Raw genomic sequence first — 21,435 nt, 5'->3', positions numbered from 1 at the left:
CTCGCGTCCGAGTCGTCGAGACTCGCGCCTGCGGCGCATGCGCTTCGACGACTCGGACGCGAGACGGGCCGCGAACGGTCGCTCGTAAGACTCGCTCTGTGGTGGGTGCGTGAGTGACGGGAGTTCGTGTCTTCGTCGTATGCGCTTCGGCGACTCGGCTGTTTCTGATGGTCGCGCCTTCGGCGCGGACGCGAGACGGGCCGCGAACGTCGCTCATAAGACTCGCTCCGTGTGGTCGGGTTGGGGGTAACGTTGCACCGCAAATCGATTCGCTGTGCTGATGCGGATCATCGATCTGCGGCGCATGCCAGCCGCCCGCGTCCGGTGGTGGACGCGGGCGGCAAAATCCCAATCGAACACATGTGCGTGAGGCAGCGCAGCGAGCGAACCAATGGCACAGCGCCCTCTGGGCACCATGGTGCCGAGTGTTAGCGAGGTGCCGATGTGAGCAGGGTGACGAAGACGTCGAAGCAACTGTCTGAGAGGCTGGAGGCGTGAATCCGTCTACAGCACAGGCGCAAGTGGTCGTTGACGAACTCGCGCGCGGGGGTGTGCGGGATGTCGTGCTGTGTCCAGGGTCGAGAAACGCGCCCCTGGCATTCGCACTACAGGCGGCCGATGCGGCGGGCCGACTCCGCCTGCATATGCGCATCGACGAGCGAACCGCGGGCTTCCTGGCCATCGGTCTCGCCATCGCCAGCCGACTGCCGGTACCGGTGGTGATGACCTCTGGGACCGCCGTAGCCAATCTCGGCCCCGCGGTGCTGGAGGCGAACTACGCCCGGGTTCCGCTGGTGGTGCTCAGCGCGAACCGGCCTTACGAAATGCTCGGTTCCGGCGCCAATCAGACCGTCGAACAGTTAGGGCTGTTCGGTAGCCAGGTCCGTGCCTCGATCAGCCTCGGACTCGCCGAGGAAGAGTCCGTTACGGACGGCGGCGTGCCCTACGGCCAGCAGAACAGCCAGTGGCGTTCGGCCGTCTGCCGGGTGCTGGCGGCGGCCCGCGGCACCCGTTCCGGCAATGCCGGGCCGGTGCATTTCGATATTCCACTGCGCGAACCGCTGGTGCCGGATCACATGCCGGACGAGTGGGCGCCTCAGGGCCGCCCCGGCGGCGAGGCATGGACGAGCACTCGGTACGCGACCCTCGATGTGCCGCTGGATCTCGACCTGACGCCCGATACGGTCGTCATCTCCGGCCACGGCGCCGGATTGCGCCCGGAACTGGCCGAGCTGCCCACGGTGGCCGAACCCACGGCCCCGATGCACGGTCCGTCCCTGCATCCGCTGGCCTTGCCGCTGCTGAAGCCGCGGCAGGCGATCATTACCGGGCGGCCGACGCTACATCGTCAGGTCGCGAAGGTGCTGGCCGATCCGGCCGTGACCGTCTACGCGCTCACCACCGGTCCGCGCTGGCCCGATGTCTCGGGCAATGTGGTCGGCACCGGAACCAGGGCGGTGACCACGGGTGCGCCCAGTGCGGACTGGCTCGCGCACTGCCGCGAACTCGATGCGAATGCCGGTCGGGTCGTGCGCACGGAACTGGCCAACCATCCCAAGCCGACCGGGCTGCACGTGGCCGCGGTGGTGATGGACGCGCTGCGCGATGGCGATCAGCTGCTGCTCGGCGCATCCAATCCGGTGCGCGACGCGGCCCTGGTCTCGCATCCGCGACCAGGTGTTCGGGTGCTGTCCAATCGCGGTGTGGCCGGTATCGACGGCACCGTTTCCACGGCTGTCGGCGCGGCACTGCACCACACCGGCCGCACCATCGCGCTGCTCGGAGACCTCACCTTCCTGCACGACGCATCCGGCCTGCTCATCGGCCGAGGTGAACCCCGCCCAGCCGATCTGACCATCGTGGTCGCCAATGACGACGGCGGTGGCATCTTCGAACTCCTGGAACAGGGCGATCCGCAGTACGCCGGTGTTTTCGAGCGGGTCTTCGGTACGCCGCACGGGATGGACCTGGCCGCGCTGTGTGCCGCCTACCGTATTCCGCACAAGCAGGTCGATACCGAGCAGTTGGCGGTCGAGTTGGCCGAGCATGCGCACGGGTTGCGGGTGCTCGAGGTCGCGACCGAGCGTTCCAGTCTGCGGGAGTTGCACGCGAGGGTGCGAGCAAAGATCGCGCCGTGAGTTCGGACCGGCTCTGAGCGTGCGCTTTTCGCTCCGCGCTCAGCAGTGCACGGGGGCAGTTCGCGAAGGGACAGTTCGCGGAGGGCCGATCAATACTCCGGCTCGGAATCGCGCTCGTCATCGAGCGGCACGGGGATCGACTGTTCCACAACATCGGCCGGATCGGCACTGAAGGCATCCCGGGTGACCGCCGCCGCGAGGTCGCTTTCGGAGCTGTCGTCGATGTCATCGGCGGGGTCGGCGGGGACGCTCTGCTCGACGTAGTCGCCTTCCGTAGCCGCGTCGATGGTGCGGGACGTGCTTGGATCGGTCATCGTTCATTCCTCTCCGCGCGTGGTTTTGGGTTGGGTACCCGATACTCTGCCGAACGAACAACAGGTGCCGCGAGAATCACAGCGCAATCCGACACTGTCGAGAATGCTCCTAGTCGGCTCGGGCGGCAACCCATCCGCTACTCGCCATCGACCGGACCCGAACCATTCGCCGGGAATTCGACGAGCGCCAATGTGCGCCCCGCCATGAACCGTGCCGTTCGAACGGCGACGCCCGTTCGCGTCACTTCGCTGACCTCGACCACACCACGCGCGATGCGCACCTCGACCTTGCGCCCGGCCCGCGTCGCGGCCACTTCATAACTGCGAGACCCGTCGCCGAAATCGACGACGATCTCCACTCGATCGCTCTTCATCTACCAATTCTCCGCTTTTCCAGCACCTTTCGCCGCTACGACTTGGTTGCGATAGACGGCGGCGGGAAGGCCTCGCAAGCCGTCGAACCGTTCCCGACGCGGGCAGGATCGTGGCGCCGATGAATTCCGTTGGCGCGCGCCGTCTCAATCGATGACGTCCGTTGCCGAGGAGGCCCCGATGCACCCGAATTTCGATCTCGAACCGGCCGCAACCGCCCTGGAGGCGGTGGTCGGCGCCATTGCCGACGATCACCTCACCGCGTCCACACCCTGCACCGACACCAGCGTGCGCGACCTGCTCGCCCACGTCGTCGGACTGACCGAGGCCTTCCGGCAGGCCGCGACCAAGGAAGCGGTCGGCCGCTCGGTCCCGCCCGCTGTCGGCCCGCAGAGCGACCTGCCCGCCGACTGGCGCTTCCGCATTCCGGCCCAACTGAAGGCGCTCGTCGAGTCCTGGCGCGATCCGGCGGCCTGGGACGGCGAAACCGAAGCGGGCGGGGTGACCGCCCCGGCGGTCGTCATGGCCGCGATCGCCCTGGACGAAATCGTCATCCACACTTGGGATCTCGCCCGTGCTACCGGTCAGCAACCGGACGTCGACCCCGCCCACCTGGCCATCCTGCTCGAATTTCTGAGGGACACACCGCCCGAGGGCACCCCGGGCATGTTCGGCCCGGTCATCCAAGTCCCCGACACCGCCCCGCTCCTGGACCGCATCGTCGGACTCACCGGCCGCGACCCCGCCTGGTCCCGCTGATCACTTGCGGCCGAGGCCCAGCGTGCGCGCGATACGGGCCATCAGCTGAGACATCCTGGCCGGGAACGAATCCGGCTCCGGAACCGTGACCGGTCGTACGCGGCCGTTGTGAATCGCGGTGATCCGCCACCCATCGGGGGTCCGCACCAGCACCACGGTCTGCCGCGACAGGCGGCGCTCGGGCAGCCGCGACCGCCACGGCATCAGCACCGAAGCGGTGCCGTGCAGGATCGCGACATCCGCAGTCACGTACCGGATCGACTCCAATTCGCCGACCAGCGCCGAACCGGCGAGCACGCCGCGAAAGAGCTTGTCGTGGTTGGCCTGGTGTTCCGTACGGCCGATCGCCCGGGTGCCGTCGTAGGACACGTAATCGGAGTCGTCGGTGAACAATGCGCCGAATGCCGCGGCGTCGCTATCGGTCCAGGTCTGCATGAGCTGCTGGAAAACCGCACTGAGTTGTGTGTCGTCGGTGCTGGCGCGATCGAGGGTCTCGTTCATGGCGCTGGTCTCCTTCTGTGCTATCATTTCGATGAACGAAATATACGATAACAGAAAGATTCGAATGTCGAAAGATGAAACCATCGGAGAGATCGGGACGCAGCTCCGCCTGCTGCAGGAGAGCTTCGACGCCTTCGATGAGGCCGTCGCCGCTCGTCTCGGCCTCAATCGCACCGATACTCGCTGCCTCGACGTCGTTCTCGGTCGCGGTCCACTTGCGGCCGGCGAATTGAGTGTTCAGCTCAAGCTGAGTCCCGCCGCGACCACCACCGTCATCGATCGACTCGTCCGTGCCGGATTCGTCGCCCGCGGCCAGGATCCGTCCAATCGTCGCCGCGTCCTGGTCGAAGCCACCGAGGCCGCGCAAGCGACGGCTGCTGAAATCTTCGGTCCGGTCGGCCAGGCGGGTGCAAAAGCGTTGGCTCGCTACAACTCCGACCAACTGGACGTCATCCTCGACTTCCTTCGCACCGCACTGGAAGTCCACCGAGCTCAAACCGACCGTCAGATAGCCGCCCTGAACCACTCCGGATAACCCGCAACGAGTTGTCCGAGATCGGGATCGGGTGGAATCGCCCGAGAGTTCCGCCTGATCTTGTTCATGACTTCGCGTAGATGCCCGCTGTTGCGGCTTGGGTAGCGGCTGCGGCGGCGGTGACGGCGGCCGCGTCGTCGATCGGGTCGCCGCTGGCGAGCAGGCGATAGTAGAGGGGGGCCGACACGGCGGTGAGGACGGCGCGGGCGTCGGTGTTCTCGGGGATTTCGCCGCGGGCGATGGCGGCTTCGATGCACGGGGTCCATTCGGTGAGGCGGATGTCGTAGAAGCGGCGCAGGGCGGCTGCGGCGGTTTCGTCGCAGGTGGCGGCGGCGATCACAGCCTGGAAGAGCTTGCCTTGGCGGGGGTTGGTGAGGGTTTTGGCGACCAGACGGGCATTGGCGGTGAGATCGCCGAGCAGGGAGCCGGTATCCGCGTGTGGCAGCGATTGTTCGGCCATATCGATGAGCAGGTCGGCGACAAGTCCGGTCGAGTTGCGCCAGCGGCGGTAGGCCGTGGTCTTGCCGACCTCCGCGCGCGCCGCGACCTCGGTCAGATCCAGGTGCGCGAAACCGCGCTCGGCGAGCAGATCGCCCGCCGCCTGCAGTACCGCCTCGCGGACGCGGGCAGTGCGCCCACCAGGGCGAACCGAGCCGGGAACGGCATTGTCAGACTCCATAACGGAACTCCAGTTTCATTTACAGCGCATCGGGTGTATGGTTCGAATCGTTAACGGAACTATAGACCCTTTAGGAGTCATCATGGAGTACCGTCGGCTCGGCGCATCAGGTCTGCTCGTCCCGGCGCTGAGCTTCGGCGCGGGCACCTTCGGCGGGCGCGGCGAACTGTTCAGCGCGTGGGGTGATACCGATGCGGAGCAGGCGCGTCGACTGGTCGATATCAGCCTGGACGCGGGCGTAACGATGTTCGATACGGCCGATGTCTATTCCGATGGCGCCTCCGAGGAGGTGCTCGGTGCGGCCATCAAGGGCAGGCGCGACCGACTGCTGCTGTCCACCAAAGCGAGTCTGCCGACCGGTCCAGGTCCGTTCGACGCGGGTTCCGGCCGTTCGCGCCTGATCAAAACGGTCGAGGGGTCGCTGCGCAGGCTCGGCACCGACTACATCGACCTGTTCCAACTGCACGCCTTCGACGCGCACACCCCGGTCGAGGAAGTCCTTGCGGTACTGGACGATCTGGTGCGCGCGGGCAAGATCCGCTACCTCGGCGCCTCCAACTTCGCGGGCTGGCAGCTGATGAAATCCCTTGCCGCGGCGGCTCGGCTCGGCCTGACCCGCTACGTCGCCCACCAAGTCTACTACTCACTTGTCGGCCGCGACTACGAATGGGAACTCATGCCGCTCGGCCAGGATCAGGGCGTCGGCGCGGTGGTGTGGAGTCCGCTCGGCTGGGGCCGACTGACCGGGAAAATCCGTCGCGGCCAATCACTTCCGGAAGGCAGCCGTCTGCATCAGACCGCGCAGGCGGGTCCGCCGGTAGATGACGAGAAGCTCTATAACGTGGTCGACATCCTCGACGAACTCGCCGCCGAGACCGGCAAAACCGTCCCGCAGATCGCGCTCAACTGGCTGCTGCGCCGTCCAACGGTGTCGACCGTCATCGTCGGCGCACGCAATGAGGCGCAGCTGCGCCAGAATCTCGGCGCGATCGGCTGGGAACTCGATGCCGACCAAATCGCCCGCCTCGACAAGGCCAGCGCGACCACACCGGCGTACCCCTACTATCCGTACTATCGGCTGCCGGACTTCGCGCGGCTGAATGCTCCCGCGGTGTGAGTCCTAGCGCCCACTCCTCCTCGAATCTGCGGGTTCCCGCCGGATCTGGACAGGATTGGGCGCTCAGGCGGACCCTCAGTACACGTCGCGAACGTACCGCTTCTCGGCGACCAACTGCTTCCGGAACGCCAGCGCCCCGTCCTCGTCGAGCTTGCCGTGGATTCTGGCAATGGTCAGCAGGGTGTCGTCGACATCCTTGGCCATGCGCGCGGCATCACCGCACACATAGAAGTGCGCGCCGTCACGCAGCCAGGACCACAGCTCGGCCCCGTGCTCGATCATCCGGTGCTGCACGTAGATCCGCTCGCGCTGGTCGCGGGAGAAGGCCAGATCGAGTCGGGTGAGGAAGCCCGAGCGGAACATATCCTCCAATTCCGCTCGGTAGTAGAAGTTCTGGGCGGCATGCTGATCGCCGAAGAACAGCCAGTTGCGGCCGCTGCACCCGAGGGCGCGGCGTTCCTGCAGGAAGCCGCGGAAGGGCGCGATGCCGGTACCGGGGCCGACCATGATCATCGAGGTGGCCGGGTCCAGCGGCGGTCGGAAATGCGGTGCACGCTGCAGGAAGATCGGCACCGCGGATTCGGCGGCGTCGGCACGGTCGGCGAGGAAGGTCGAGCACACCCCGCCGCGGCGTGCGGCGGATCCGGTCGCGGCCGGATCGCCGTACCGGACAACACCGACGGTGAGTTGCACCTCGTCGGGACTGACCAGCGGACTCGACGAAATCGAATACTGGCGCGGCTGTAGCTTTTTCAGCGTGCCCAGCCATTCGACGAGATCGGCGCGCACCGGAAAATCGCGCAGCACATCGACGGCCTGCCGGTCCCACAGGTAGTTGTCGAGCTCATTGCGATTATCGCGGCGCAGCAGTTTGGCCAGCCGGTTGTTGGTATTGCGTTCGGCGATGAAAGTAAGCAGGTCGTGGCTGACCTTCGTGATGTCGTAGCGGGTCCGCAGCGCCTGGGCCAGCGGCAATTCCTGGTTGTCGACCTCGACAATCCGGCGACCGTCCAACCCGGTCGCGCCGAGCCATTCGGCCACCATCGAATCGCCATTCGTCGGCCAGACCCCGAGCGAATCGCCGACCTCGTAGTTCGCTTTCAGCCCGCGCAGGTCGAAGCCGAACTGGCGCACTTCCTTCTGCGATCCGACATGCGACAGCGGCTCATTGCGCACCAGCGGGGCGGTCACCGGGGCGTTGCGGGTGAACGGCGCCGGTCCGGCGGTCTGCGTTCCGACCGACGGTGCGGTACGGCTCAGCACCATCGTGCCACCGGTGGACCGCTCGGGCGGCCGAGCTCCGCCGGGACCGGCCGAACTCGCTTCGGGTGCACCGCCGTCGAGTGCGGCTAGCACCTCGTCGAGCCAGCGCGCCGCGGCTTCCTCGTAATCGGGTTCGCTGTCGACGCGTGTGAGCAGCCGGGTGGCCCCGCGCTCGGTCAGCTTCGCGTCCAGTTTGCGACCGTGGCCGCAGAAGTCGTCATAGGAGGAATCGCCGAGCGCGAATACCGCGTACCGCATGCCGGCCAATCGGATCACGCTGTCGTCCAGGCGTTCCCAGAAGTCGGTTCCGTTATCCGGCGGACCGCCGTCGCCGAAGGTACTGCTGATCACCAGCACATCGCCGGTGAGTTCGTGGAGTTCGCACGAGTCCATATCGAGCAGCCGCGGCGCGAAACCGGATTCGGCCAGGCGCGCCGCCGTCGTGGCCGCGAACTCTTCGGCCGTGCCGGTCTGTGAGGCCCACAGCACGGTGATCGGACGGGCGGGTTCGTCGGGAGCCGTATCGGCGGGCGCGGATTCGGTTACCGCACTTCGCGAATACATACCGGCCAAAAGCCCATCGATCCACAACCGACTGTTCTTGGCCAGCGGCGCGGATTCGGGCAGCACCGGCTGACCCGTCACCGGAATGGATTGCAACGCCGAGAGATATCCGGCCAGATAGATCCGCTCGGTCTCGCTGAGCGTCGGGGCGGTACCCGCGTCGAGCCCCAGCATGACCGCCAGCGGGTGCGAGCCATGGTTCGCGGCGGTTTCCGGTACACCTGCCGAAGGGGTTGCGGCCGCTTTCGGCATCACCGCGACCCGGCGCAACGACACCGCGCACGCCTTGAATTCGGGCTGCAACGAATCCGGATCCACCGCGTCATTGGTTACGGCATTGATCGTCAGATATTCGCCCTGCTCGTCATTCCAATGAAACGGCGCGAAGCAATCACCGGGCCGCACCCGGTCGCTGATCTGCACCGGCAGCACCGCTCGCCCACGCCGGGAAGCGATTTCGAGCTGGTCACCCGCTTCGACCCCGAGCCGCTCGGCATCATCGGGATGCACCTCCACCAACGGCTGTCCGGTCAACTTGGTCAGCTTGTCGATCTTGCCGGTCTTGGTCATGGTGTGCCATTGATGCTGCAAGCGGCCGGTATTGAGCATGAAAGGGTAGTCTTCGTCGGGCATTTCCGCCGGCGACATATGCGGGCGCGGCCAGAACACCGCGCGACGGCTCGGTGTCGCGAACGCCAACCGGGGCTGGCGTCCGGCTTCGTCGACGAAAAGTTCCTGGCTGACACCGTCATTGAGGTAGCGGATCGGGTTGCGCTCGCGGTCGGTCTCGGCGCACGGCCACTGCATCGGCCCCTCGCGCAACCGCTGGTAGCTCATCCCACGCAGGTCGTATCCGGTGGTCGGATTGGCGAACTGCTTGATCTCGTCGAAAACCTCGGCACTGGAGCAGTATTCGAAGCCTGCGAAACCCATCGCGGTGGCGACCTGCGCGATCAGCAGCCAGTCCGGTCGGGCATCGCCGATCGGATCCACCGAGCGCCGCAGCAGCGTGACATTGCGCTCCGAATTGACCATCACCGCATCGGCTTCGGCCCACAGCGTGGCGGGCAGCAGTATGTCGGCGTAGGAGTTGGTGGCGGTATCGGTGTAGGCGTCCTGCACGATGACCAGCTCGGCCGCCTCCAGCCCACCGATGACCGTCTTCCGGTTGGCGACGGTGGCAACGGGATTGGTGCAGATGATCCAGGCCGCCTTGATCTGCCCCTCGGATAGCTCGCGGAACATCTCGATGGTGCCCGGACCGGTCTCGGTACGCAGCGTGCCGGGTTCGACCCCCCACGCGGTCTCCACGAAGCTGCGGTCGGCGGGGGAGAGCAGGCTGCGCTGGCCGGGCAAACCCGGTCCCATATACCCCATTTCGCGCCCGCCCATGGCGTTGGGCTGACCGGTCAGCGAGAACGGCCCGCTGCCCGGACGACAAATAGCCCCGGTGGCGAGGTGCAGATTGCAGAGTGCGTTGGTGTTCCAGGTGCCGTGGGTGGACTGGTTGAGTCCCATGGTCCACAGCGACATCCATTCCCCGGCCTCGCCGATCCAGCGCGCGGCCGTGCGGATATCGACCTCGGACAGCCCGGTGATCGCGGCGACCTTGTCCGGCGGGTAATCGGCGAGGAATTCCGGCATCGCCGCCCATCCCTCGGTGTGCTCGGCGATGAAGTCCGCGTCGATATCACCGTTCTCGACGAGCAGATGCAGTAGGCAGTTGAGCAGCGCGAGATCGGTACCCGGTGCGATCTGCAGGAACAGATCGGCCCGCGCGGCAGTATCGGTGCGCCGCGGATCCACCACTATCAGTTTCGCCCCCGCCTTGACCCGGTCGATCATGCGCAGATAGAGGATCGGGTGGCAGTCGGCCATATTCGCACCGATCACGAAGAACAGATCGGCGTGTTCGAAGTCGTCATAGGAGCCGGGCGGCCCGTCCGCGCCGAGCGACTGCTTATAGCCGGTGCCGGCGCTGGCCATGCACAGTCGGGAATTGGCCTCGATGTGCTTGGTCCGCAGGTACCCCTTGGCCAGTTTGGTCGCCAGATACTGCGCCTCCAGCGACATCTGCCCGGAGACGTACAGCGCGATGGCGTCCGGTCCGTGTTCGTCCAGGATCGCCCGCAGCCGGGTGGCTACCTCGTGCACCGCCTCGTCGACAGGCACGGGCACCGGTACCTGGCCGCGCTCGGGCCGCCGGTACGCGGTCTCCATCCGCCCCGGGGCCGCCATCAACTCCTGGTGGGTCGCCCCCTTGGTGCACAGGCGGCCGGCGTTCGTCGGATGCAGTTTGTCGCCGCGCACCTTGGCGATGACCGGCGCGCCGCCCGCACCCGGGCGGGTCTCGACAACGACGCCGCAGCCGACGCCGCAGTACGAGCACGCCGTTCTGGCGGTGCTCGCGCGGTCGATGCCTGCATCGGTCATGCCACCGATCATGCGCACCGCCGATTGCGGCCGATTTACCCAACGTTATCGACAGATGACAATTAACCTCACCGCGGCAAATCTCCCGCGTGAGGTGTGGCGTGCGCCACGAAAATATGCCGCGACCAGGTGCGCAGTCCGATCAGGCGGTCAGCCCAGTTTGTAAGCGCGGTGCAGTGCGACGATGCCGCCGGTCAGATTGCGCCATTTCACCGACGACCAGCCCGCATCGGCGATCCGCAGCGCCAATCGCCGCTGATTCGGCCAGGCCCGGATGGATTCGGCGAGGTAGACGTAGGCATCCGGATTACTGCTCACCGCCACCGCGACTTTCGGCAGCGCCTTCATCAGGTACTCCAGATAGATGGTGCTGAAGACCGGCACGATCGGCGTGGAGAATTCGCAAATCACCATCCGCCCGCCCGGCTTGGTGACCCGCAGCATCTCGCGCAGCGCGGCATCGGTTTCGGAGATATTGCGCAGACCGTAGGAGATGGTCACCGCGTCGAACGAATCGTCGGCGAAGGGCAGTGCCGTGGCATCGGCGGCCACCATCGGCACATTGCGGAACTTGCCCGCGGCGAGCATGCCCTGGGAGAAGTCGGCCGCCAGACACCAGGCACCGGATTTCGCCAGGTCCAGCGTGGAAATGCCGGTACCCGCGGCGAGGTCGAGCACGCGCTCACCCGGCCGCGGCGCGACGGCCTTGCGCACCGCCCAGCGCCAATATCGGTCCTGTCCCAAGGAGATGACGGTATTGGTCAGGTCGTACCGCTTCGCGACCCCGTCGAACATCGACGCGACCTCGTGCGGCTGCTTGTCCAGCGAAGCCCGAACCGGTTCCCGCTGCTCTGTTTTCGCCACGCCCCCGAACCTACCGCGCGTAACACATGCGGGGCGAGACTCCCGCGCCGAACTGGCCCAGACAATCCGTGCCATCGGCCGGCGCGCCCGCGTTTTTCATGGTCACACCAGGTAATCGGCGTTCGGAGGTCGCGAAACTCACACGCGGATCGATTACGCGGTGTGCGGCAACTGGGTCCGAATCCCCGTGATATCGGCGTAGTAGCCCATCAATTCGGTGCAGATGGCGGGCCAGGTCCGGTGCAGCACCGACTTGCGGGCAGCCGCGGCGAATCGCGCCCGCAATACCGGATCACGAAGCGCCGCAACCGCACTGGGCAGCAGCTCGGCGAAGCGATCCACCGGCAGCAGGTAGCCGTTGCGGCAGTGCGCGATGAGATCGCGTGGTCCGCCCGCATCCGGGCCGATCACCGGCACCCCGGCCGCTAGTGCCTCCTGCACGCCCTGACAGAACGTCTCGTGCTCACCCGCGTGCACCATCACATCCAGGCTCGCGTACGCCTCGGCCAGTTCGTCACCGCCGAGCTCACCGGTGAAGATCGCGGTGGGCATCATCCGCGCCAACCGGGCCCGCTCCGGCCCGTCTCCGACGATCACCAGTTGGATCGCTGGGTCGCTGCCCAGCACCGCGAGCCGCTCCACATGCTTCTCCGGTGCCAGCCGCCCGACAAACCCAACCAGCAGCTTGTCCTGACCGCGCAACCAGCAGGCTCGCAGCTCCGTCCGCTTCGCCGACGGCGTGAACCGACCGATATCGACACCGCGACCCCAGCGGTGCACCCGCGGAATACCGTGCCGCCGCAAATCCTCGGCCGCCGCGCGTGACGGCGCCAATGTCCGTGTCGCGCCCTCATGAATCCGGCGCGTCCAGGCCCAGGCCGCCCGACTGGCCAGCCCCAGCCCGTAACTTTTCGCGAATCCGGCCACATCGGTCTGATAGATCGCGACCGTCGGCAGATCCAGCCGCATCGCCGCACCGAGACCACCCGCGCCGAGCAGGAACGGCGAGGCCAGATGCACCACATCGGCATCGAATTCGTCGATCGCGGCGGTGATACCGGGCTGTGGCAGGCCCACCGGCAGCGAGCTGACTTTCGGCACCATCACCGCTGGTACCAGATGCACTGGGAACCTTTTATAGATCCGTGGGGCGGCGGGCAGCCCGTGCGGCGTGTCCGGCGCGATCACCAGCGCCTCGTGCCCGTGCTGGTCCAGGTGGTCCAGCACCCGGAGCACGGAATTGACGACGCCGTTCATATTCGGCAGGAACGACTCCGAAACGATGGCTACGCGCACCATCCCAGGTTGACCCGCGCAACGCGCCACGCCGTCACGTCGAGATGACCGATACACAAAGATCCGGCGAACTGTCGGGGCTGCTCGCCTCAGGCGGCGCCAGCCGCGGCGTGGGGTCCGTTCACCGGGTCGGGCGTGCGGCGCTGTGCTCGCAGCAGCAGCCACATCGTGGGCACCGCGACCGCCCACACCACAAGAATCACCGACAGCGCGGGCTGAATCGCGACCCGCGCGTCGCGCCCGGCCACCCGGACCAGATCCGGATCCTTGCGGCTGTACTCCACATTGATCCGCTCACCGGCGGTGAGGTTGGTCGGATAGAGCACCCCGACCTTCGGATTGTGCGTCTTCCCGTCCGGTGTGACATAGATGACCGCCGAACGCAGCCGCCCGGCGGAGAGCACCTCGGCGGAGGTCACACCCTTGTCGGAGCTGATCAGATAGTCGTTGCGCCAGGCGGCGAGCACCAGCAGCACGACGAGGGCGCTGAGGAAGACCGCAGCCGTCAGCACCCCGATCCTGGCCCGCCGCAGGCGGTTCGAACGCCTTTCGGACTGGCTGGTTTCCGACACCACCACAGGCTACTTGCCGCCTCCGATGCGATGTGCGCGCATGTCCCGAAAATTCAGCTTCACATATCGAGGAGTGGGTCGCCGCGCAGGCGAGCGCCTGACGCGTTCGGGCTCGTCGGCTACCCGGCGAAATCCTCCGGGCTGAATTCCTTGGGCTCCACCAGCACCAGCCAGTTGCCGGAGTTGTCCCGGATGATCGCCTCCGTGCCATAGGGGCGTTCGGCGGGCGGCTGGACGAACTCCACACCCTTGGCGGTCAATTCCTCGAAAGTCTTCTGGCAGTCATCGGTCTTCAGACCGAGCGCGCCGTGGGTGCCATTGGCCAGGGCACGGCGGATGGCATCGGCGAGATTCTCATCCAGCGGCGGTCCCGGAATCATCAGGGTGATCTCTAGTTCCGGATGATCGGGATGTGCGACGCTGACCCAGCGGAATCCGTTGTCGCCCATCGTCACATCGCTGGTCTCGACGAACCCCAGCTTTTCGGTGTACCACTGCTTGGCCGCGTCCTGGTCGGTGACGTACACGGTGACCAAGGAGACATTCGTAATAGTCATGCCCAAAGGCTAGGAAACGCGTCGACCCGCGCGCTTCTCCGAAATTGCTGAGCTCTGCGAACCGCTCAACTTCGCGGCTTGCGATCCGATAGCCCGTGCATGAACACATAACAGCCCGGAATCCGCGGCGCGCCGTCCGCGAATTTGGCCTGATACTCCGACGGCGTCACCCCGACCAACTGCCGGAACTTACTGCTGAACGACCCGAGGCTGCTGTACCCGACCATCATGCAGACCTCGGTCACGGTGAGGTTGGTGGCCCGCAGATAGTCCTGCGCCCGCTCGATCCGTCGCTGTGCCAGATACGCCGCGGGCGTCACGCCGTACACGGCCGCGAACGCGCGCAGGAAGTGATACTTCGAAACTCCCGCGGCAGCGGCTAGTTCGTCCAGATTCAACGGCTCGGCATAGTTGCGGTCCGCAAGATCCCGCGCCCGCCGCAGATGCGGAAGTAGGTAGAGCGCGGGTAGTCCGGTCATCTCAGGTGAAGGGTGCGAGTTCGTCGAAGCGGTAGGACGCCCGCCCCGCGGCCCGCCAGGCCCTGGCCGTCAGATCCAGATCCTCATCGGTGACCAGATTGCCCATCACCCGAACCGCGGTGCGCTGCAGATACTTCGACCGCATCACCGGCGGCCCGCCCATCGGCACCATCCGCGGGTGGGTCGCCAAACCGGCGATGCGCCGTGCCACCGAGAACGTCCGCCCGTAGCGGGCACGCAATAGCTGCGGCCACACCGTCGTGAGATCCGGTTCGTCCAGCAGTCCGGCGAGCATGTGCCCGCCCTCGAGTCCGTAGTCGATGCCCTCGCCGTTCAGCGGATTCACACAGCCCGCGGCATCGCCGATCAGCACCCAATTGCGCCCCGCGATATTCGATACCGCGCCGCCCATCGGCAGCAGCGCGGAGGCGACCGCTCGCAGCGAACCCTCGAACTGCCACTCCTCGCGGCGCAACGAGGTGTAGTGCTCCAGTAGGGGTTTCAGCGCGATATGCGAGGGCCGCTTCTCGGTGGCGAGCGAGCCGACGCCGATATTCACCTCCCCATTGCCCAGCGGGAACACCCAGCCGTAGCCGGGCACCAAATCGCCGTCGGCATTGCGCAGCTCCAGATGCGAAGTGATCCACTGGTCATCGCTGCGCGCGGATTTGATGTAGGCGCGGGCCGCGGTGCCATAGGCGTACTGCCGATGCCAGGTGCGCCCGAGCAGTTTGCCGATCGGGGAGCGGACACCGTCGGCGACGACGAGCGTCTTGCATGCGATCGAATGCGGGCCCTCCGCCGTCTTCACCGTCACACCGGTGACGCGATCACCCTCCCGGATGACATCGATCACTTTCGTGCCATCCAGCATCCGGGCACCCGACTTCACGGCTGTCTCACGCAGCTTGTCGTCGAGTTCGGTTCGGGGAACGGCACTTCCATACGTTGGGAACGAGCCGCCCGGCCACGGCAGCAGCGCCTCACGACCGAAACCCGTCATCCGCAGGCCATGGTTCACGGTGTGCGCCCGCAGCCAAGCGCCGAGGCCGAGGTGCTCCAATTCGGCGGTCGCGCGGGGGGTGAGTCCATCGCCGCAGGTCTTGTCACGTGGGAAGACGGCGGAATCGGTGAGCAGGACATCACGTCCGGCCCGCGCGGCCCATGCGGCGGCCGCCGATCCGGCCGGCCCGGCACCGACCACGAGCACTTCGGTCTGTGTGGGAATCGCGCTCTGCGTCTCCCCGTCCCCGCCCGCGGGAGTGGCATCCGGTGAACCCATGCGCTCAATACTCGCAGGAGCATTCCGTTCGTGTCGATGGCGCCTGCCCGTGGCGCAGACCATGCGATCGATGTGGTCGGAAAACGATATGGAAAAGTGTCTGATACACCGCATAGTGACGGTGTTCATGGGCCGCGCGGCGGGGACACGCTAGGTTCTCTACCGTGGGGTCGGACGCATCGCTGGGAGAAGAGATGAGCACATCGGCTGTGAGTGATGAGAGCACGGTGGTGGCCGGAGTCGATCTCGGTGACACCGAGCTCGCCCAGACCGTGCGCAATGGCCTCATCGATGTCGAAAAACTCCTGATCGACGAGCTGTCCGACGGCGAGCTGTTCCTACAGGAGGCGGCGCTGCATCTGGCCAAGGCCGGGGGTAAGCGATTCCGCCCGCTGTTCACCATCCTCACCGGCCAGCTCGGTCCGCGCCCCACCGATCCGGCGCTGATCACGGCGGGCACCGTGGTCGAACTGGTGCACCTGGCGACCCTCTACCACGACGACGTCATGGACGAGGCCACCATGCGTCGCGGCGCCCCGAGCGTGAATTCGCGCTGGGGCAACAGCATCGCCATCCTCGCCGGCGACTATCTGTTCGCGCACGCGTCACGGCTCACCTCGACTCTGGGTCCCGATGCGGTGCGGATCATCGCCGAAACCTTCGCCGAGCTGGTCACCGGTCAGATGCGGGAAACCATGGGCGCCCGCGAATCCCAGGATCCGGTCGAGCATTACCTGCGCGTGGTGTGGGAGAAGACCGGCTCACTGATCGCCGCCGCCGGACGCTTCGGCGGCACCTTCTCCGGCGCCGATGCCGAACACGTCGAGCGGCTGGCCCGGCTCGGTGATGCGGTCGGCACCGCCTTCCAGATCTCCGACGACATCATCGATATCTCCTCGGCCGCCGAACAATCCGGTAAGACGCCGGGCACCGACCTGCGCGAGGGCGTGCACACCCTGCCGGTGCTGTACGCGCTGCGCGATGAGGGCGCCGAGGGCGACCGGCTGCGCAAACTGCTCGCCCACCCGCTGCAGACCGACGACGAGGTCGAGGAGGCGCTGTCGCTGCTCGCCCACTCCCGGGGCATGGTGCTGGCCAAGGAGAAGCTGCAGAGCTACGCCGATATCGCGCACGCCGAACTCTCCGCGCTGCCATCGGGCCCGGCCAACGACGCGCTGGAGCGCCTGGTCCGCTACACCATCGAGCGCGTCGGCTAGTGCCGCGTCCCGATAGCTCCTGCCGTATCAAGCCTTGGCTCGGAGTGTTCGAACGCCGTCGAATGGTGCTCGCCCACGCTGCATCGACCGCCATATCACTGCGCTCGGCGAGCAGTCGGAGCCAAGCTGTCCGGACGACGCGCTAGGTGGCACGGAGCTCACATTTCGATCAGGAACCTTCGCTCGTGCCTCGGCGTTGACCTGGTGTAATCCAATCGGTGAGATCGTGGTAGACGCGACGACTGATTTCGTGAGTACATGGGTAACTCGCCGGGTACGCCCAGAACCCACCAGGCGCTCGACGCAGGACCTGTGACCAAGTCTCGCGGCACTGACGGTATGGCCTGAATACGCGGAGAGGCGGACATGCACGGGTATGCGAATGGGCTGAAGACGTTCGGGCTCATGGTCGGCCTCTCGGCCTTGATCGTGTTCGCAGGGGCGTTGTTCCGCAGTCCGATGATTCTCTTCTTCGCGATCCTGATCGCGGTCGGCATGAATGCCTACGCCTATTTCTACAGCGACAAGATCGCGCTGAAGGCCATGCACGCGCAGCCGGTCAGTGAGCTGGAGGCTCCGGTCATCTACCGCATCGTGCGCGAGCTCGCGACTACCGCGCGTCAGCCGATGCCGCAGCTCTATATCAGTCCGACCAACGCCCCCAACGCCTTCGCGACCGGACGCAATCCGCGACATGCCGCAGTCTGTTGCACCAGTGGCATCCTGCAGATCCTCGACGAGCGCGAACTGCGTGCCGTACTCGGCCACGAGCTATCGCACGTCTACAACCGCGACATTCTGATCTCCTCGATCGCGGGTGCACTGGCCGCGGTCATCTCCGGCCTGGCCAACCTGGCCTTCTTCGCCTCGATGTTCGGCGGCAATCGCAATGGCGAGGGCCCCAATATCCTCGGCGTGATCCTGGTGACGCTGCTCGGGCCGATCGCCGCGACCCTGGTCAAATTGGCCGTCTCCCGCTCCCGCGAATATCAAGCCGATCAGTCCGGCGCCGAGCTGACCGGTGACCCGCTCGCCCTGGCCTCGGCGCTGCGCAAGCTGGAGCGCGGCGTACAGGCCGCCCCGCTGCCTCCTGAGCCGCAGCTGACGGCGCAGTCGCACCTGATGATCGCCAACCCGTTCCGGGCCGGTGAGCGTGCGGCGCGCCTGTTTTCCACCCACCCGCCGATGGCCGAACGCATCGCCCGCCTCGAGGAAATGGCGGGCGGGCCCCGCAACTACTGATCGCTGGGCCTACCCGCAACGCACTCAATCGTGTTCGGCCGCGAGTTCCTGCTCGTAGGCCCGTAGCGTCTCCACGAACATCTGGCGCTGCTCGGCATTCAACGGTTCGAGCACCTTCCGCCACGCCCGCGCACTGCCACCGAGCCATGCGTTGACCGACTTCTCGTGCGCCGCCGCGATCGCGACGATAGTGCGACGGCGATCCGCCGCATCCGAGCGCCGCTCCAGTACCCCCTGACGGCTCAGATCGCCCACCATCAGGCTCACGGTCGTCGGCGCGACTTCCAGCCGCGCGGCCAGCTCGTTCACCGTCATCGGCCCCTCGAACACCAGATTCGCCAGCAGTGACAGATGCCGCGGCGCGAGCGAAAACGATTGCAGTTCTTCGGGAACACGCATCTTCTTGGCTCTTCCCACCACCCGCGGCATGAGCAGCAGCAGACTCCGAATGCCCTCGTCCACCCCGATGCCACGCGCACCCGTTGACATCCCGCACACCTCCAAATAGCCTTTGCTTACAAAGTATTTTTGCTTGCAAAGCAAAATCTAATCTCTCTCGCAAGGCTAGTACCAGCGGTCGTCGGTCTGCCCGGCGATCCGGAAGGGCACAGGACATGACAGAGGCACAGCCGACTTCGTCGGCGGGTTTCAATGCGGCGATCATCGACGAGTTCCGCGCGAACGCGGGGTCGGTCGGCGCGATGTTCGAGGGTGTGCCGCTCATCCTGCTGACCACGGTCGGCGCGAAAAGTGGACGCGAGCACACGACGCCGGTCGTCTATTGCCGAGACGGCGATCGTCTACTGATCTTCGGCTCGAACGGTGGCGCCGACACCCATCCGGCGTGGTTCTACAACGTGCAGCGGAATCCGGCCGTCACTGTGGAGATCGCCGAAGCGGCCGGCGTCGAGACTTTTCGGGCAACCGCAACAGTGCTGGCTGGTGCCGAGCGCGATCAGCGCTACGCCGAACAGGCCGAGCGCGATCCGGCATTTGCCGCATACCAAGCGGGAACCTCGAGAGTCATACCGGTGATCGCGCTGTCTCGCGAACAGCGAGCCGCGATCGGCCGCCGCGGCGTGATCGTCGGTGCGGCGGTCGCCGCGACCGCGGTGGCGGGCGTCTCCGCCGCGATCGTTGGCTCGGGTGATGTGGCCCCGCAGCAGGCGGCCCCGCGCGCAGCCGCCATCGGTGACCATCTGCGGACCGTGCATGAGCAATTGCGGCGCGATCTCGCGACGGTTCGCACGCAACTGGATCGGCTCGACGACTCGAGTGAAAACCTAAGCCTGCCAACGGATCTACGCAGCCACTGTGTCGCATTTTGTGGTGCGCTGCACGAGCATCACACCAATGAGGACGGTGTCTTTCCGGCGTTGGTCCGCCAGCATCCCGAATTGGCTCCGGTGGTCGAGCGGCTGCAGCGTGAGCACGGTGTGGTTGCGACGGCACTCGCCGAATTGCAACTGTTGCTCAACAGTGCCGACCCGGTTCGTTTGCGTGCCGAATTCGACCGTCTCGCGAATGAATTGGAAACCCATTTCAGCTACGAGGAGGACGAGCTCGTCGCAACCCTGAATGCGACCGACCCGACCGCACTTCGACAGCGGTAAATGCGCGCACAAACGAGAAACCCCCGCCGATCATGTGATCGGCGGGGGTTTTCGGTGGCAGGTGTAGGATTCGAACCTACGTAGGCTTTCACCGACAGATTTACAGTCTGCTCCCATTGGCCGCTCGGGCAACCTGCCGTCGCGCTTCTCGGCGCGCAGTGCAGCTTACAACGAACCCGCACCCAGAATGCAAACCGGCTGGCCATCGGCCATGCGACGGGACTACCGTCACGCTCCGGGGTAGAACTGACGATGACCGGAAACCGGTCGCTAGCGACTGCTTGCAGGTCGCTCGAAAGGGTCAGCAGACCCGTTGGACCGCCAGGACAGGAGCGAAGTGTGGCCGATTCGTCTTTCGATGTTGTCAGCAAGGTCGACCGTCAGGAGGTCGACAACGCGCTGCATCAGGCGGAGAAGGAGCTGAACACCCGCTACGACTTCCGTGGCACGGGCGCGAGTATCGAATGGTCCGGTGAGGACAAGATCGTGCTCAGCGCCGAGGCCGAGGAGCGGGTCAAGGCGGCGCTCGAGGTATTCAAGGAAAAGCTGATTCGCCGCGATATCTCGCTCAAGGCCTTCGATGCCGGCGAGCCCGCGGCCTCCGGCAAGACCTACAAAATCACCGGCACGCTGGTGCAGGGCATCGACGCCGAGCATGCGAAGAAGATTTCCAAGAAGATCCGCGACGAGGGCCCCAAGGGTGTCAAGGCGCAGATCCAGGGCGAGGAACTGCGCGTCTCCAGTAAGAAGCGCGACGATCTGCAGGCGGTGATCGCATTGCTCAAGGGTGAGGACTTCGGCATCGCGCTACAGTTCGTCAATTACCGGTAGGCTTTGGGCGGCCGCTGTATGTGGCCGCAAAAACCGCTCTGACCACCCGGTTTGGAGGTGCGACCGGTGAGTGTGTAACCTCGTTCAAGACTTCGCCGCGCCGGAGTCCTGAACGTTAGGCCACGGTGCGGAGCTAGTCATGCCCCCTTAGCTCAGTCGGCAGAGCGTTTCCATGGTAAGGAAAAGGTCAACGGTTCGATTCCGTTAGGGGGCTCGCCGGATTGCCGGTGGTGACCGACTCGGCATCTCCAAGGTTGGGCGCGGCATCACCGAGCAATGCGACCCCGTGGCGGTGTAGCTCAGTCGGTAGAGCAAACGACTCATAATCGTTGTGTCGCCGGTTCAAGTCCGGCCATCGCTACCAAAGACCGATCAGACCATCTGGTTGACCCGAAAGAAGGAATATCGTGGCCGCGAAGTCCACCGATGTCCGGCCAAAGATCACCTTGGCCTGCGAGCAGTGCAAGCACCGCAACTACATCACCAAGAAGAACCGGCGCAACGACCCGGATCGGCTGGAGCTGAAGAAGTTCTGCCCGAACTGCGGCACCCACCGGGCGCACCGCGAATCCCGCTAGTTCACCACGCGTGCCGCGGCCGCGTTGATTGGCTTCCGGGTGCGTCCCGGATTATCGGGTCGTGACACTTGCGAGGGCCGGACATATGTCCGGCCCTGACGTGTTTCACGACTCGAGTGCGGTGGGCGTTGCGAGCGAAGCGAGTAACCGATCGACACAGCCGCCAAGCGGGCACGACGGAGCCGAGCGCTAGCGAGGCGCAGTCGTGAACGCTCCGTCGACTCCGGGG

At 65.8% G+C, this 21,435-nt stretch carries 21 protein-coding genes and 3 tRNA genes; 11 read left to right on the top strand and 13 right to left on the bottom strand.

Translation table 11 applies throughout. The features are described from left to right. Nucleotides 1-494: 494 nt before the first annotated feature. Complete coding sequence (gene menD / locus AB0J47_RS39090) at nucleotides 495-2,138, top strand: 2-succinyl-5-enolpyruvyl-6-hydroxy-3-cyclohexene-1-carboxylic-acid synthase (RefSeq protein ID WP_364358647.1); 1,644 nt, start codon at nucleotides 495-497, stop codon at nucleotides 2,136-2,138. Nucleotides 2,139-2,227: 89 nt separating this feature from the next. Here the strand turns inward: menD and AB0J47_RS39085 are convergent, their stop codons facing one another. Further along, nucleotides 2,228-2,452 (bottom strand): hypothetical protein, encoded by a 225-nt coding sequence (locus tag AB0J47_RS39085; protein ID WP_364358644.1) that lies wholly within the window; start codon nucleotides 2,450-2,452, stop codon nucleotides 2,228-2,230. Nucleotides 2,453-2,589: 137 nt separating this feature from the next. Next, nucleotides 2,590-2,826 carry a hypothetical protein gene (locus tag AB0J47_RS39080; RefSeq protein WP_364358641.1) on the bottom strand — a complete coding sequence of 79 codons (237 nt, stop codon included), beginning with the start codon at nucleotides 2,824-2,826 and terminating at the stop codon, nucleotides 2,590-2,592. A 178-nt stretch (nucleotides 2,827-3,004) separates the two neighbouring features. Here AB0J47_RS39080 and AB0J47_RS39075 point away from each other — a divergent pair, with 178 nt between their 5' ends. Further along, nucleotides 3,005-3,583: a TIGR03086 family metal-binding protein gene (locus tag AB0J47_RS39075; protein WP_364358638.1), complete on the top strand. Its 579-nt coding sequence runs from the start codon at nucleotides 3,005-3,007 to the stop codon at nucleotides 3,581-3,583. Here AB0J47_RS39075 and AB0J47_RS39070 read toward each other — a convergent pair whose 3' ends face one another. Next, on the bottom strand, nucleotides 3,584-4,084 hold the full coding sequence (locus tag AB0J47_RS39070; RefSeq protein WP_364358635.1) for an SgcJ/EcaC family oxidoreductase: 501 nt from the start codon (nucleotides 4,082-4,084) through the stop codon (nucleotides 3,584-3,586). It abuts the gene before it with no gap. Between the two features lie 64 nt (nucleotides 4,085-4,148). On the opposite strand from AB0J47_RS39070, the gene AB0J47_RS39065 reads away from it, so the two are divergent. Further along, the gene (locus AB0J47_RS39065; protein WP_364358631.1) at nucleotides 4,149-4,619 is read left to right on the top strand and encodes a MarR family transcriptional regulator; all 471 of its coding nucleotides are present in this window, start codon (nucleotides 4,149-4,151) and stop codon (nucleotides 4,617-4,619) included. A gap of 64 nt (nucleotides 4,620-4,683) precedes the next feature. On the opposite strand, the gene AB0J47_RS39060 is transcribed toward AB0J47_RS39065, so the two are convergent. Then, nucleotides 4,684-5,298, bottom strand: coding sequence for a TetR/AcrR family transcriptional regulator C-terminal ligand-binding domain-containing protein (locus AB0J47_RS39060; protein ID WP_364358628.1), 615 nt, complete (start codon nucleotides 5,296-5,298; stop codon nucleotides 4,684-4,686). A gap of 82 nt (nucleotides 5,299-5,380) precedes the next feature. Between AB0J47_RS39060 and AB0J47_RS39055 the strand changes: the two genes are divergently transcribed. Then, nucleotides 5,381-6,415: an aldo/keto reductase gene (locus tag AB0J47_RS39055; RefSeq protein ID WP_364358625.1), complete on the top strand. Its 1,035-nt coding sequence runs from the start codon at nucleotides 5,381-5,383 to the stop codon at nucleotides 6,413-6,415. Between the two features lie 75 nt (nucleotides 6,416-6,490). Here the strand turns inward: AB0J47_RS39055 and AB0J47_RS39050 are convergent, their stop codons facing one another. The 7 genes from AB0J47_RS39050 to AB0J47_RS39020 form a co-directional block, all read right to left on the bottom strand. Further along, nucleotides 6,491-10,675, bottom strand: a complete 4,185-nt coding sequence (locus AB0J47_RS39050; RefSeq protein ID WP_364358622.1) for a bifunctional nitrate reductase/sulfite reductase flavoprotein subunit alpha — start codon at nucleotides 10,673-10,675, stop codon at nucleotides 6,491-6,493. 150 nt (nucleotides 10,676-10,825) lie between these two features. Next, nucleotides 10,826-11,539: a demethylmenaquinone methyltransferase gene (locus AB0J47_RS39045; protein ID WP_364358619.1), complete on the bottom strand. Its 714-nt coding sequence runs from the start codon at nucleotides 11,537-11,539 to the stop codon at nucleotides 10,826-10,828. Nucleotides 11,540-11,692: 153 nt separating this feature from the next. Continuing rightward, nucleotides 11,693-12,835 carry a glycosyltransferase family 1 protein gene (locus AB0J47_RS39040; RefSeq protein ID WP_364358616.1) on the bottom strand — a complete coding sequence of 381 codons (1,143 nt, stop codon included), beginning with the start codon at nucleotides 12,833-12,835 and terminating at the stop codon, nucleotides 11,693-11,695. A gap of 89 nt (nucleotides 12,836-12,924) precedes the next feature. After that, the gene (locus AB0J47_RS39035; RefSeq protein WP_364358613.1) at nucleotides 12,925-13,407 is read right to left on the bottom strand and encodes a DUF3592 domain-containing protein; all 483 of its coding nucleotides are present in this window, start codon (nucleotides 13,405-13,407) and stop codon (nucleotides 12,925-12,927) included. 119 nt (nucleotides 13,408-13,526) lie between these two features. Next, complete coding sequence (locus AB0J47_RS39030) at nucleotides 13,527-13,964, bottom strand: VOC family protein (protein WP_364358610.1); 438 nt, start codon at nucleotides 13,962-13,964, stop codon at nucleotides 13,527-13,529. A 65-nt stretch (nucleotides 13,965-14,029) separates the two neighbouring features. Next, the gene (locus AB0J47_RS39025; RefSeq protein ID WP_364358607.1) at nucleotides 14,030-14,443 is read right to left on the bottom strand and encodes an AraC family transcriptional regulator; all 414 of its coding nucleotides are present in this window, start codon (nucleotides 14,441-14,443) and stop codon (nucleotides 14,030-14,032) included. Between the two features lies 1 nt (nucleotide 14,444). Continuing rightward, nucleotides 14,445-15,725 (bottom strand): geranylgeranyl reductase family protein, encoded by a 1,281-nt coding sequence (locus tag AB0J47_RS39020; protein WP_364358604.1) that lies wholly within the window; start codon nucleotides 15,723-15,725, stop codon nucleotides 14,445-14,447. A 194-nt stretch (nucleotides 15,726-15,919) separates the two neighbouring features. On the opposite strand from AB0J47_RS39020, the gene AB0J47_RS39015 reads away from it, so the two are divergent. Then, on the top strand, nucleotides 15,920-16,942 hold the full coding sequence (locus AB0J47_RS39015) for a polyprenyl synthetase family protein (RefSeq protein WP_364358601.1): 1,023 nt from the start codon (nucleotides 15,920-15,922) through the stop codon (nucleotides 16,940-16,942). Between the two features lie 366 nt (nucleotides 16,943-17,308). Beyond that, nucleotides 17,309-18,184 (top strand): zinc metalloprotease HtpX, encoded by an 876-nt coding sequence (gene htpX / locus AB0J47_RS39010; protein WP_364358598.1) that lies wholly within the window; start codon nucleotides 17,309-17,311, stop codon nucleotides 18,182-18,184. A gap of 24 nt (nucleotides 18,185-18,208) precedes the next feature. On the opposite strand, the gene AB0J47_RS39005 is transcribed toward htpX, so the two are convergent. Then, the gene (locus AB0J47_RS39005) at nucleotides 18,209-18,673 is read right to left on the bottom strand and encodes a MarR family transcriptional regulator (protein ID WP_364358595.1); all 465 of its coding nucleotides are present in this window, start codon (nucleotides 18,671-18,673) and stop codon (nucleotides 18,209-18,211) included. 125 nt (nucleotides 18,674-18,798) lie between these two features. On the opposite strand from AB0J47_RS39005, the gene AB0J47_RS39000 reads away from it, so the two are divergent. After that, nucleotides 18,799-19,797 (top strand): nitroreductase/quinone reductase family protein, encoded by a 999-nt coding sequence (locus tag AB0J47_RS39000; RefSeq protein WP_364358591.1) that lies wholly within the window; start codon nucleotides 18,799-18,801, stop codon nucleotides 19,795-19,797. A 55-nt stretch (nucleotides 19,798-19,852) separates the two neighbouring features. On the opposite strand, the gene AB0J47_RS38995 is transcribed toward AB0J47_RS39000, so the two are convergent. After that, nucleotides 19,853-19,935: transfer RNA gene (locus AB0J47_RS38995), tRNA-Tyr, on the bottom strand. Nucleotides 19,936-20,136: 201 nt separating this feature from the next. On the opposite strand from AB0J47_RS38995, the gene AB0J47_RS38990 reads away from it, so the two are divergent. The 4 genes from AB0J47_RS38990 (at nucleotide 20,137) to rpmG (ending at nucleotide 21,206) form a co-directional block, all read left to right on the top strand. Further along, complete coding sequence (locus AB0J47_RS38990; RefSeq protein ID WP_364358588.1) at nucleotides 20,137-20,628, top strand: YajQ family cyclic di-GMP-binding protein; 492 nt, start codon at nucleotides 20,137-20,139, stop codon at nucleotides 20,626-20,628. Nucleotides 20,629-20,769: 141 nt separating this feature from the next. Next, a tRNA-Thr gene (locus AB0J47_RS38985) sits at nucleotides 20,770-20,842 on the top strand. Between the two features lie 74 nt (nucleotides 20,843-20,916). Further along, nucleotides 20,917-20,992, top strand: a tRNA-Met gene (locus tag AB0J47_RS38980). A gap of 43 nt (nucleotides 20,993-21,035) precedes the next feature. Then, nucleotides 21,036-21,206 carry a 50S ribosomal protein L33 gene (gene rpmG / locus AB0J47_RS38975; protein ID WP_011211653.1) on the top strand — a complete coding sequence of 57 codons (171 nt, stop codon included), beginning with the start codon at nucleotides 21,036-21,038 and terminating at the stop codon, nucleotides 21,204-21,206. Nucleotides 21,207-21,435: the final 229 nt, after the last annotated feature.

Origin of the sequence: Nocardia sp. NPDC049737, from assembly GCF_040674755.1 — a bacterium.
Lineage (GTDB): Bacteria > Actinomycetota > Actinomycetes > Mycobacteriales > Mycobacteriaceae > Nocardia.
The sequence above is the reverse complement of the archived record's forward strand: the minus strand, read 5'-3'. Positions and strand labels throughout refer to the sequence as shown.